This window comes from Rhodopirellula sp. J20-39, from assembly GCF_057365095.1.
This window is the reverse complement of sequence record NZ_CP195123.1, coordinates 7,280,678-7,292,920: the sequence shown is the minus strand read 5'-3', so window position 1 is coordinate 7,292,920 and position 12,243 is coordinate 7,280,678. Positions and strand designations below refer to the sequence as shown.

Below are 12,243 nucleotides of genomic sequence, written 5' to 3'. Positions count from 1 at the left end.
TTATAGGTGAAACCCAGGGCGTGAAGATTGGGTTATTCTTCAAGGAAGATTCGGTAGGTCGTGGGTTCGTGCTGGCGCCTAGCTACTACACCCAGATGTCAGCGTCGAGATTGCGGTAGCTGATCGCTTCGGCGAGGTGGTCTTCTTCGATTGAGGGGCTGCCGGCGATGTCCGCAATCGTGCGTGAGACTCGCAGGATCTTGTCGTGGGCACGTGCGGACAGGCCCAGCGATTCAACGCCGGCACGTAAGAGTTGCGTTCCGGTCGGACTGAGTTCGCAGAACTCGCGTACCTGACGACTGGACATCTGCGCGTTGTAGCGGACCGGGCTGTCGCGAAAACGCTCCGCTTGAATCTCACGAGCTCTGACAACGTGCTCTCGCATGTTCTGGCTCGATTCCGTTGTCGCCTTACGGGCCGATAGCTCTTCAAACGGCACCGCCGGAACTTCGATATGCAAGTCAATCCGGTCTAACAAAGGACCGGAGATTTTCGACATGTACCGTTCGATTTGTGGTGGTGTGCAATTACAACTGCGTCTCGGATCGCTGCGATATCCGCATGGGCATGGGTTGGCGGCCGCGATAAGCATGAAGTCGGCGGGGAAGGTAGTCGATCGCAGGGCACGTGAGATGGTGACAATGCCGTCTTCGAGCGGTTGCCGCATGACCTCAAGGGTTTTGCGATTGAACTCGGGGAGTTCATCCAGAAACAAAATCCCGTTGTGTGCTTTGCTGATTTCTCCCGGTGAAGGTGGGCTACCGCCGCCAACCAATCCAGCATCACTGATAGTGTGGTGAGGACTTCGGAATGGGCGTGTGGCCAACAATGGTTGTCCAGCAGGAAGTTGCCCCACGGCGCTATAGATCCGTGTCGTTTCGATTGACTCGGAAGGTACCAATTGAGGCAAGATGGTAGGTAGCCGCTTCGCGAGCATGGTCTTGCCTGACCCCGGCGGACCTATCATGAGCAAATTATGGCGGCCAGCGGCGGCGAGGGTCATCGCTCGCTTAGCCATTTCTTGGCCGCGGACGTCGGCGAAGTCGACTTCGTATTCGCTGAATTGTTCGAAGAGTTCCTCGACGCGACTGGGGACCGGCGGGATATCGATTTCACCGGCCAGGAATGCAACGCACTGCGCCAGACTGTCGACTGCGATCACCTCCAAGCCTTCCACGACGGCCGCTTCGGGTGCGTTGGCGGTCGGGACGATGAACCCCTTCAATGACGAATTCTTGGCCGCTTCGATGGCGAGCGAGAGGGCACCTTTGACTGGCCGGGTGATGCCTTCCAACGCAAGTTCGCCAACGACCGCGTAGTGTTCCAGTCGAGCGGTATCGAGTTGGCCGCTGCCGGCAAGGACACCTAAGGCGACCGGCAAATCGAACGAGGGTGCCTGTTTGGGTAAATCACCAGGAGCCAAATTAATCACGACTCTATCTTGGGGCCGAATAAATCCGCTGTTGACGATGGCTCGTTCGACACGGTGGGTGGATTCTTTCACCGCTGTATCGGGCAGCCCCACCAGGATCGTCTTGGGCATCGCCGCCGGTGAAATATCGACCTCAACATCGACCGGCATTGCTTCGATTCCGAGCAACGTGAATGTCTTCAATCGTGCGAGCATAGTGCTGCCTTCCTCCGGGCCAAACGTCTTCCGCGTCAAGTCGCCCAAGTGTACTGACGCTTAGTCATCGTGACGCCCTGGAAAGCGCGATGCAACAGGGGAGAGAAGTTTCACTCGCAAGGCGAGTCACTTTGAGGTCACTCGGTCGCGGTTTGAGATGTGTGCCAGTAGCCGCAGAGGATTCTTTTGGCGTGTGGCAGGACTTTTAGAAAGTGAGTAGCGATTTGAGCGGTGCTTTGTTAGCTGTCGGCTTGGGTTGGGTATTCGGATGGATGCGGGCTATTGGGGAGGTTCGGACGTGGTGAGAACGAGCTTAGGTGGGTGACGGCCTTCTCGTGAACCAAACCAGATGTCGTCTTCACCGGATTTGTTGAGCGTTAGTATGAACGTGATCGGACCGGGCTGGATTTGCGCATCGGTGACGTCCAAATCAATGACTTGGCCGCGAGTCACGACGCCGCGGTACTCCGCCACGACCTGGGACGCGGCCGGTGCGATTGTCTGTTCCAAGTTGGATTCATTCCAATCGCTATGCTGTCCCAAGTGCACTTGAAGTAGGCCGGAACCGGTGTCGATTTCTTGGGTAAGGGTCAGGGTAGCCGAAACCAGGTGTTCCACTTCAGGGACGTCGAAGCGAAGGTACACGACTCGTCGATTCGCTTCGACTTTCAGCCGAAGATCCTGCGTCGCTTGCTTGCCTCGGTTCAGCGTAACGTCGTCCGTCGGTGCAATACTGGTTGTCGTTTGAGGAAGATTGGCAATCTCCTGTACCGCAAACTTCGTGTCTTGTGTCCATAGCCTTTGCTGTTCACCGACTACGACGCGTTTGCGATCTTGGTGCCGAATCATGCTGACACGGCCTTCGTAGACTTCTAACTTTGTTTGCCCGTCCTCCCTTAAACCGAAAACCGTTCCCATGACATCCACCGTTGAGTGTTTGGTATGGACCTGGAACGCCGGTGCATCTGGCTTGCGTCGAGTGACTTCGAAGAGGACTTCGCCACGGTCGAGCGTGATCTCGGGGCGTGTGGACATCAGACTCACCTGTGCCCCGTTGTCCAGTGAGAGGATGGAACCGTCGGACAGTCTTAGCATCGCGCGAGCATGATCGCCGCAGATGACTTTGTCTCCGATCCGAACAGGCGCGTCTGGTGATAGTGGGAAGACACGAGCGGCGCGTTGGATCTTTACCTCGCTGCTGCCTGACACGTTCACGCATACGCCCATTTCTGTTGCATGATTTGTTGCTAGGTCGGGATAGAAGTAGAGGCCCAGTGCGAGAAGCAGGACGGCCGCGTTCGCAATTGCAAGACGGGCGAACCATCGGCGTGTGGAAACCGTGGGTGCGGACACACTCTGTTGGATCAGGTTGATTTCGACTTGTTCCGCCATCGATTCTCGCAGCAAAACATGCAGACGAGTTTCCTCTTGAAATTGCGTACGGAATTTCGAAAAGGATTTTACCGCATTGAGCAGTTCAGCGATTTCTGCTTCTTCGAGCGTGCCGTCGAGGTAACTGGTTAACAGTTCTTGGAATGATTGCTCATCCATTCTTGGTGTCCTCATGGCGACGATGCGGTTTGGGACTGAATGCACTGGCGAAGTTGGCAACGCAATCTCGCTAACGTTGTGCGGATCGAGCCTACTCGGATAGACGCTTGGTCGGCCAGGGTTTTTCCTTTGATGTTGCGTCCGTACCGTAGCAGCATGAGACGCTGCATATGCGAAGGAAGCTTTTGGAAACAACGTCGTAACGCGACCCGTTCGCCACGCCACAATTCGTCGTCTCCCTCCACAGCGATCTCGGCGAGTTCAGACAGCATCGATGTTACCCCATTCGTTGCCATCTGTTTTTGACGTCGCCAATGCCGAAGGACCACTCGTTTGGCGACACCACAAGCCCAAGGCGGAAATGTCCGACTCGGGTCAAAACTGTCTTCGCTCTTCAATATTTCAACGACCGTTTCTTGGAACAGTTCTTCCGCTAAGTCGAAGTCGTGAACCATCGCGACGATCATGGCAAGAATGCGAGATCGATTTTCAGTGATGTTGAGATAGGACTGGAAAGATTGATCGTTCATCGAATGATCGGAGAGGCAGTTGGAGCTTGATTCATGGGGAAGATGTGGTCCAGCATTCCCCTTTTTTGCTTGGAGCTCAATTGCGGGTATTGGGGAACGAGCAACGAAAATGGGTATCGCGTCAATATCCGTATTGTCTAACAGCTGGCGACCGTGCACAGGAAAATTGAAAACCGGAGCGACAACGCAAAAGTTTTCGCTTTTTCTGTGCACGTTCGGGGGATTTTCGTGAATAGGTTCCAAAGAGACGTGAATTTGTTATTTCTGGTGAATCCTAGCGGTTGAGGAATGTAGCGTGGAACGATTGGCTTTAAGACTTGTTTGTTTTTGGGGAATTGCCTTTTCAATAGGTGGTGCCATGGTGACCGCGCACTCCGCCGAGCCGGCGTCCGCAGCCGTGACGGGGAAGCTCAGACAATGGCACCGGGTCACGTTAACGATCGATGGCCCGGAGGCTTCGGAAAACGGCACACCCAACCCGTTCACGGACTATCGAATGGAGGTGACGTTTCGCCATCCCCAATCCGGATTGACCTACCGGGTTCCTGGGTATTTTGCAGCGGATGGGGACGCCGCGAATACGTCGGCAACGTCGGGGAATAAATGGCGAGCTCACTTGTCGCCCGATCACACCGGCACGTGGACCTATCAAGTCGCCTTTCATCGCGGCAAAAATGTTGCTGTTTCAGAAGACTTGCACGAAGGCACTCCTGTTGAGAATGCCAATGGAGTCAAAGGAACGTTTGATGTTGCTGCGTCAGATAAGAAAGGACGAGATTTCCGTGGGAAGGGGCGCCTTCAATATGTTGGTAAGCATCATCTGCAGTTCGCGGGAACCAAAGAGTATTTCTTAAAGACGGGTGTCGATGCGCCCGAGAATTTTCTCGCGTACAAAGATTTTGATGGTGATTTTAAGACAGATGGAAAGAAGGATAACCTCGTGAAAACGTGGCAGCCTCATGTTCAAGATTGGAACAGTGGCGATCCGACTTGGCAGGGCGACAAAGGGAAAGGGATCATCGGTGCGATCAATTATCTCGCGTCACAGGGGCTGAATTCCTTTTCGTTTTTGACCATGAACATTGAAGGCGACGATCGCAACGTCTTTCCTTACACGAGCTACGAAGAACGTCATCGCATCGACTGTTCGCGGATGGATCAGTGGGAAGTCGTTTTCTCGCATGGCACAAACAACGGGATGTATCTGCACTTCAAGACTCAAGAAGCGGAGAACGTCAAACTTCTGGATAAGGGGAACACGGGGCCAGAACGAAAGTTGTACTATCGCGAGCTGATTGCCCGGTTCGGACACCATCTTGCGCTGAACTGGAACCTCGGCGAGGAAGTTGGATTGGGGCACAAGGCAAGCTATGAAGAGAAGCGTGCATGGGCTGACTACTTCGCGGCACATGACCCTTATCATCATCACATGGTCATTCACAATGGGCACAATCACTATGACTTGATGGGCGATGCGTCCCCTTTGACAGGCTTCTCGCTGCAAACCAATCGACCCGATTTTCGCTCCGTTCATAACCGAACGCTCGAGTACATTCGACGAAGCGTCAAAGCGGGGAAGCCGTGGGTTGTTGCTTGCGATGAACCGGGCGACGCGAAGCATTCGTTGATCACCGATGCTGAAAACCCAGACCACGATAACGCTCGCCAGAATGCACTTTGGGGCAACTTGTTAGCCGGTGGTGCGGGTGTGGAGTGGTACTTCGGATACTCTCACCCTCATAGCGATTTGACGTGCCAGGATTACCGGGTGCGTCAAAACATGTGGAAGCAGTGCCGTGCTGCCTTGGACTTTTTCGCCGACCACCAGATCCCGTTTTGGAATATGACCAATGCGGATGGCCTGCTGACCAATAAGGATGCCTTCTGTCTTCAGGACCCAGGTAAGTTGTATCTAATCTTTTTGAAACCTGGTGCTAAGACTTCGATCGATCTTGCCAGTGCTCAAGGCCGTTTTGAAGTGCAGTGGTTTAATCCTCGCACGGGAGGTCCGCTGAAATCAGGTTCGACGCAATCAGTCGTCGCTGGCGGATCGGTGTCCGTGGGCAACCCGCCGAATTTAGATGGCGGAGATTGGCTTGTGGTTCTACGATCAGGCGACCCAAAGAATAACTAACCACCGGCAGTTCTAGATCCGTCGAAGTTGAATGCCATGCTTCCTGAATTGGGAAGCGTGGCTGTGGTCGAGCCGGCTAGCATTCTGAGTGACGATCGAGCTGTAGGTTCCGAGTTGTCCTTCTATGGAACCAGCCGCGAGCGGGAGAGAACGCTGCCGGATGTTTCAGTGCGTTCAAAGTTGCTTTCGATGTCCAGACCTTGAGCCCCAACTCAATTCGTCAACGCTTGGCTACGTTCGCAGGCTGACCAAATATTGGCCTCCCGTACTGGCGATTTCGGTGTGCACGTTCAGATCGGGAGTGAGCCGCGAGAGCCGGTCAACCAGCCATGCTGCAGCGGTATCAGCGTCCGCTTGGGTGGGGCAGCGAGCCATGGCTTCGCGGCCTCCTTTTCGCTGGAGACGATCTGCAGCGGCGATGATTGGTGCCGGATCGACGACAATCAAGTGATCCGCCCAGGGTACGACTGGATCGTTCGCGCCCTTGCCGGTGTTGCAGCTCTTGTGAGCCAGACGTTCGGGTGGTAAATCACCCTTGTCTTGCTTTTTCTTTTTGGCACGACCTTTTGTGATTCGTGTATCCACGGTTGCGGCACGTGGGTCGTTGGGCGGCATCTCGCGGTCGACCGGTTCGTCGCATAGCCAACACCGCCAACCGTCGGCATCGCCTACGTCACTGAGTTGTCCCATCGGTTTGGTTCCTGGATTCGTGGGGAATGGATTGCTAAGGAATCCGCTAATTGTCGCGTTCAGCGTGGCAAATTGTTCGAGATCGATCCTGGAGGCTCCGCTTCATTCGTCATCGATCGGGCGCCTTGCAAATGATCATCGCGGGGCCAAACTCTCGTTCAGCACGCACAATGCGGCAGATTCGAGGCCCGGGTGGTCTTGAGAGCCTCTTTGCGACATTTACGACGTCATGTTAGGTTACGCCCGGGACGCGGTGTTAATCCAGGGACACTCTCTTTTCCTCATTTATCTCCTTTTTCACGCGGACGCTTCCCCGCTTTTAAATCGGTAACATCTTGAAAGTCCCTAAGCGTCTGCTGCCTCTGATCGAAGACGGGTTGGTCGATAAGGTCTTGGGCTCGCTGATGAGTGGTAAAGAGGCTCAGGTCTTCCTTGTGCGATGCGGCGACGAGACGCGTTGTGCCAAGGTGTACAAGGATGTGGCCAAACGCAGTTTCAAAAATGCGGGGCAGTATCAGGAAGGTCGAAAGATCCGAAATAGCCGTCGGCAAAGGGCGATCGACAAGCGTTCGAAATTCGGTCGTGATCAACAGGAAGACGTTTGGCAGCGGGCCGAAGTGGACGCGTTGTACAAGCTTGCTGATGCTGGCGTCAGGGTTCCCAAAGCCTATGGTTTTTTCGATGGCGTGCTCTTGATGGAATTGATCACCGATGGGGATGGCGGCGTTGCACCCAGGCTCAACGATATCACCATGTCGGCGGATCAAGCCGTGAAAGATCATGCCACGGTCATGATCTACGTGCTACGCATGTTGTGCGTCGGGTTGGTCCATGGCGACCTTTCCGAGTTCAATGTCCTGCAAGATGAAGCGGGGCCGGTCATCATCGACTTCCCGCAAGTCGTCAATGCATCCGGGAATAACAACGCCAAATCCATGTTGCAGCGTGACGTGCGAAACATCACACAGTACTATGCACAGTTTGCGCCGGAACTATCTGAATCTCACTACGCCGAAGAGATGTGGGCACTGCACGAAAAGAGTGAGCTGGAACCCGATTTGAAGCTGACCGGTCAGTTCACCTTTTCAACCAAGGCTGCTGATGTGAATTCCGTGATTACCATGATCGACCTCGCTTACGAAGACGAAATGGATCGACAGGACCGATTCGGTAAAGGTTGAGTCAGCCGTCGTCTACCAAGTCGTCCTGTTAAGGTGCTTCGATGGTCTTGCTTAATGGTAGGCTGTTATTTCGCACGCGATGGAAAGCTGAGTTCACCATCAACATCTGAGCCTGTTGCGGGGTTCGTGGGAGTGGGCGAGCCCGTGTCCAAGTATTCTTTTAGCGTTGCGTTGCGATCTGAAGTTGTCGAGTTCGGGGCCGGCAATGTCGAACTAGCGTCTGACGAACGGTACTGATCGGGTTCTACTAAGTCGTTGGGGCGAAGGGGATCATCGGCGAGTCGCATCCAACCAACACTGCCCGGTGGGATCATTGTGTTGGCAACACCCGGCATGGACCGGGCGGTGACGGTTGACGGATTTTGGCATGCCCGATTGCAGCCTGAGCATCTCGAGCACGTGCGGCTAGCTCGCCAAAACATCAACTCATCCATGCACGATCGTGACGAGACAAAAATGCGATCGCCCGGTTGGAGTTGATAGTTCGACGACGTGTTGCCCAGTTGAACGATCTCGCGATAACACACCGGTAATGTCACGCGACAATCACACGGGTCCGTCGGGCGGGCTAGCAGAATCTTGCATGGGTTCGAGCTGCTAGTTAAACCGCCGGCGGTGACAATCGCGTCCAGGACGGTTTCAAATCCCGAAAGTGGATACGCACCCGGCGCGTTGACTTCACCAAGAACGTAATAGCGATGGACGGGTTCGAGCATTCGAACGTTGATCGCGATCGCATCGCAGTCATCGGGTAACGATGGCGATTCGATCGTTTGTTGATCCTCTTCGCCAGCGTAAGGTTTGCATGAGTTCTGTTGCTGGCGTACTTGATACGCGATCTGTTGCTCGATCAACGTCTCAGCTTCTTCAAGATCTCGTCCAGCAACAATCACACGGCCGTAGGGTCCCATGTCGACGGTTCCGTCGGCCAAGACAATTTGATCAGCCGGGAGTCGCAGGTCTCGTTCCAGGTTGACTGGTTCAATCAGCAACGCGTCGCCGGGTTCGAGAGCATGCGGCGGTAGCACCGACTTGGCGTTCTCACGAGGCAATCCACGCGGAATACGGGAAGCATCGAGTACCGCTTCGGCTTCTTGGGTCAATGTGGAATTCGATGGGTACAGGGACAGCCCCAATGTGCTGCAACCACTAAGCAGGATGCAGCTCGCAACGCAGTTCAGCGTCCACAGAAGTCCGCGGTGGGTGTGCCGGAGGTCACTGCGTTTGCAAGTCATCTTGTTACCTGTGCCCATGAAATCGTTTCCATGAGAACAATCGGCTCAACACGCTCGACGATCACTAGTGATTCGACCGATGTGGTGCAATGGTTAGAACCCGTGTAACCCGACCTGCTATTGTCTTGAGGCGGTTCTAGTTGCCGTCGATGCTGTCGACCGTGCCGGCAGTAATGCCAGTCAGAATCAATCGCTGGCCCTCGCGTAGCAGGAACCGTGCGGCTTCTTCCCGGAAGGTTTGGACAGGCTGAATGCGTACGATTGGGTCCTGGAGCGTGCCCACGACGTGAACGACTAAAGTGCGGTCTCGCAGCAGTTCCGAGATGTCCAGGATCGCGGAAGCGGGCAGCAACGAACGCAGTGCGTACTGTTGTGCCAATTGGGCAAAGTTTGCGGCGATGTCGCGGTAGTCGCCGGTTGCGATGATCGCATTGAGATCCATGCGGCCGCTGCGAATGTAGACCTTTCCATCGGCTTGAACCAGCGCGGTGTCGGAGCCCACCCAAAACTCGTCGACCGTGATGGCCCCGCCGCCGATGATTCCTTTGACTTCGCCCACATCAAATTGTTGATTGACCAGCGAAACCGGTCCTAGGAACCGCGACACACCGACCAGACCCGGGATCGCGGCGCCTCGAGTTTGTCCCAGTGCGAAATTGAAGCGTCCATTGAGATCGTCAACGCCTTGGATTGATTTCCCATTGAGTGTCAAGTCGCCAGTGATCTCGCCGCGAGCCAGCGATGTGGAGCGTCCGATTTGTTGCACGAGTCGCGAGAAATCGACGCGTCGTGTTCGCCATCGGCTCTCCAGATCCACCCCGCGTCCACCGCGCCGTGTTGATGCCAATGAAAGTTCTCCTTCGACTTGCCCGCCGCCTTGGCTGGATCGGACCGACGGGAAGCGGACATTCCAACTTTGGCGACTCACATTGGCATCGGCAGCTAGTCCGCTATGGGCGTTCCCTAGCGGTAGACCGTAAAGAACGAGTTCACGTCCATCGGCGTTTCCTCGAACTCGGATCGAATCGTGATAACCAGAGATCGTTGCGGACACGGACGCTCGTCCTTGAAAGTCGTCAGCCGTGTCGCCCAGAAACCACAAGCCGCGGGCTAGGTGAACACGGCTGGCCGAAGCGTGGAGGTCTACTCGGGGACGCAGTGATTTGCTTTCGTCCAACAAGTGGACGCGACCCTTCACGCGTGCGTTGCCATCGGCATAATCGCCCGTCAGCGAAACAATATCGAAAACGTTGTTCCGCAACCGGCCCTCCAATCGCATCGCCCGCGAAAGCAGCCGCGATCGCTCACTGACACGCGATAGCTCAAGCCGGATGTCAGCAGATGGAAGCGAGACTCCAGATCGCGCGTCCTGGTTCCAATCGATGATGTTGAATTCGCCGGACGCGAGGCCTGTGATGTCAATTCGCGAGCCAAACGCAGTTTCGAAAAGTCGGTCGAAGGACACACCATTAAAACGGAAGTCGGTTTTTCCTAGTCGAGATATAACATCCGGCCATTCATCATTCGCCTGCAGATTGGAAGTGGTTTCCAGGGATAGAATTCCGTCGAACAGTTTTCCATTGGCGTTAAGTGAAAGGTTGCCGGCGTTCGCCGAAGCAGTCGCTTGCAAGTTGCCGATCGAGGCTTCGCCGATCGTGATACTTGTCAAAGCCAATTCCGCTTGGCCGCGGTGCTGGGCCGGTTGGTTGATCGATTCCATCGGCACCTGCCAATCAAGTTGGCCTTCCAGTGCACTGGAGACTTCAACTTGTCGTCCTGCAACAGGCAACTTGAAACGCGGCTTGATTCCGGCAAAGTTTAGATTTGCCTTCGCGGTACCTGACTCAATGAAAGGGAGTGTGACGGTGCCTGAAAGGCTGCCTTGGAAAAGTTTGGCATCCAGTTGGTTGATCGCCAGCGATTCGTCGCTGATCGAGTAGTGAGATTTCAATTCGCCGATTCGAAATGATTTCGGCAGGTCCGATAAATCACGTACTGGCTCGATGTTGAACTCTGTTGGCGTCAACTTGATATGGTGCTCCAGCGTTCCTAGGTCGACGCCAGCGATCGTCAGTTTGGGTGAAGCGATCGATCCATCGATGTTCCAGTTCGATTGCTCGATTTGTTCCGCCAGCCGTCCTGTTCCGCTTATTTGGAAATCAACCTTCCCGCTCGCTAGGGGAACGCTGTTGGGTTGGTTGGGTTGAGTGAGTAGTTCGATCGCGGTGCCTACGGGAATGTCGTCGCCGTACACCTCGAAGTTAAATTCACCGTTCGCCGATAATGGCAGCGTGGCGTTGCCGAGCAGGCGAATCGATTGTGGTGAGCGACCGGGCTTTAACGCGGCGAGTGAAAAGTCTTCGATGAATAAAGTTTGGTCCGCGATGCGTATACGCTGTGCATCGAAATCCGCGGGCGGAAGTGTCGCTACACGGAGACCGCGCCCACTGAGGTTGCCGTTGAGTTGGTAGGTCGCGATTTCGCCAGCGGTGTCTAGCGGGACTCGGAGGTCAACGGCTCCCGAAAAGACTCCGTCGCTGGGTAGGCTGTTGTTGGATGGCCCCAGGTACTTTGCAAGAAGAGCACTCAATGGCGCGACGGACAGGTCTTTCACAATGACTTCCGCGACAACATCCCCTCGTGGAACGAGCTCCGACGAGGCTTTGCCTTCGATCGACCCCGGTGGCTTTTCCGGCTGATCACGATCAATCACCGATGATTGCAAGTTTTCGAGCGTCGCTACGCCATCGCGATACATCACGCGGGTGCGTAGATCTTTCAGTTGCACGCCGTCAACGATTAGCGACGAACTCGTCAGGGTTCCATCGAACCGATACGCCGCGGCGTCTCGCAGTGACGTGATTGGAACGCCGACCTCGAATTGGAACGAGACTTTCCCTTGCAACTCCAGACCGGTTTGGATCCCAACAGATTCCAACCGGTCCGCCAGTTTCCCCACGTTCACGTCTTCAAAAGACCAGTTGGTGGTCCAGTAACGTGGCTGGGTTGGGGCTGGGGCGGCCTGGGGTTGGACAGCATTCTCCTGCTGGGCCGACGAAACCGTCGGAAACATTGCCAGCAAACATGCCATTCCCCAGTAACGCATGAGCAAAGCGGTTCCTTTCAGGCGGCAATGAAGCATGGCGGTGAATCGTTAACCTGAATTTTGGGGGCCGAAGATAGCAGCAATCACCCTGAGACGCGGCAATCGCGTGAAACAGAACGGTCCCAGGGAGTGTCGATTGAATCGTACCTAATCGGCAACGGCCACCGCCAATCAGATTTTGACGGCTTG

8 protein-coding genes are annotated in these 12,243 nt (G+C 55.0%); 2 read left to right on the top strand and 6 right to left on the bottom strand.

Annotation, left to right across the window (positions count from 1 at the left end; genetic code table 11):
- Window positions 1–85 precede the first annotated feature (85 nt).
- The 3 genes from ACR3ZL_RS26410 to ACR3ZL_RS26400 all read right to left on the bottom strand — a co-directional run bounded on the left by ACR3ZL_RS26410 (window position 86) and on the right by ACR3ZL_RS26400 (window position 3,708).
- On the bottom strand, window positions 86–1,627 hold the full coding sequence (locus tag ACR3ZL_RS26410; RefSeq protein WP_473650107.1) for a YifB family Mg chelatase-like AAA ATPase: 1,542 nt from the start codon (window positions 1,625–1,627) through the stop codon (window positions 86–88).
- 279 nt (window positions 1,628–1,906) lie between these two features.
- The gene (locus ACR3ZL_RS26405; RefSeq protein WP_473650108.1) at window positions 1,907–3,178 is read right to left on the bottom strand and encodes a FecR domain-containing protein; all 1,272 of its coding nucleotides are present in this window, start codon (window positions 3,176–3,178) and stop codon (window positions 1,907–1,909) included.
- Between the two features lie 11 nt (window positions 3,179–3,189).
- Window positions 3,190–3,708 carry a sigma-70 family RNA polymerase sigma factor gene (locus ACR3ZL_RS26400; protein WP_473650109.1) on the bottom strand — a complete coding sequence of 173 codons (519 nt, stop codon included), beginning with the start codon at window positions 3,706–3,708 and terminating at the stop codon, window positions 3,190–3,192.
- A 358-nt stretch (window positions 3,709–4,066) separates the two neighbouring features.
- Here ACR3ZL_RS26400 and ACR3ZL_RS26395 point away from each other — a divergent pair, with 358 nt between their 5' ends.
- A complete protein-coding gene (locus ACR3ZL_RS26395; protein WP_486173094.1) occupies window positions 4,067–5,842 on the top strand; it encodes a DUF5060 domain-containing protein in 1,776 nt (591 codons plus the stop codon).
- A 231-nt stretch (window positions 5,843–6,073) separates the two neighbouring features.
- Here ACR3ZL_RS26395 and ACR3ZL_RS26390 read toward each other — a convergent pair whose 3' ends face one another.
- Complete coding sequence (locus tag ACR3ZL_RS26390; protein ID WP_473650111.1) at window positions 6,074–6,532, bottom strand: hypothetical protein; 459 nt, start codon at window positions 6,530–6,532, stop codon at window positions 6,074–6,076.
- Window positions 6,533–6,867: 335 nt separating this feature from the next.
- Between ACR3ZL_RS26390 and ACR3ZL_RS26385 the strand changes: the two genes are divergently transcribed.
- The gene (locus ACR3ZL_RS26385; protein ID WP_473650112.1) at window positions 6,868–7,713 is read left to right on the top strand and encodes a PA4780 family RIO1-like protein kinase; all 846 of its coding nucleotides are present in this window, start codon (window positions 6,868–6,870) and stop codon (window positions 7,711–7,713) included.
- A 65-nt stretch (window positions 7,714–7,778) separates the two neighbouring features.
- Here ACR3ZL_RS26385 and ACR3ZL_RS26380 read toward each other — a convergent pair whose 3' ends face one another.
- Window positions 7,779–8,966: a polysaccharide biosynthesis/export family protein gene (locus tag ACR3ZL_RS26380; RefSeq protein WP_473650113.1), complete on the bottom strand. Its 1,188-nt coding sequence runs from the start codon at window positions 8,964–8,966 to the stop codon at window positions 7,779–7,781.
- Between the two features lie 118 nt (window positions 8,967–9,084).
- The gene (locus ACR3ZL_RS26375) at window positions 9,085–12,090 is read right to left on the bottom strand and encodes an AsmA family protein (protein WP_473650114.1); all 3,006 of its coding nucleotides are present in this window, start codon (window positions 12,088–12,090) and stop codon (window positions 9,085–9,087) included.
- Window positions 12,091–12,243: the final 153 nt, after the last annotated feature.

What these genes read in the sequence shown, in the direction of transcription:
- ACR3ZL_RS26410 (WP_473650107.1), bottom strand. Translation starts at nt 1,627, where the DNA reads ATGCTCGCACGATTGAAGACATTCACGTTGCTCGGAATCGAAGCAATG.
- ACR3ZL_RS26405 (WP_473650108.1), bottom strand. Translation starts at nt 3,178, where the DNA reads ATGGATGAGCAATCATTCCAAGAACTGTTAACCAGTTACCTCGACGGC.
- ACR3ZL_RS26400 (WP_473650109.1), bottom strand. Translation starts at nt 3,708, where the DNA reads ATGAACGATCAATCTTTCCAGTCCTATCTCAACATCACTGAAAATCGA.
- ACR3ZL_RS26395 (WP_486173094.1), top strand. Translation starts at nt 4,067, where the DNA reads ATGGTGACCGCGCACTCCGCCGAGCCGGCGTCCGCAGCCGTGACGGGG.
- ACR3ZL_RS26390 (WP_473650111.1), bottom strand. Translation starts at nt 6,532, where the DNA reads ATGGGACAACTCAGTGACGTAGGCGATGCCGACGGTTGGCGGTGTTGG.
- ACR3ZL_RS26380 (WP_473650113.1), bottom strand. Translation starts at nt 8,966, where the DNA reads ATGGGCACAGGTAACAAGATGACTTGCAAACGCAGTGACCTCCGGCAC.
- ACR3ZL_RS26375 (WP_473650114.1), bottom strand. Translation starts at nt 12,090, where the DNA reads ATGCTTCATTGCCGCCTGAAAGGAACCGCTTTGCTCATGCGTTACTGG.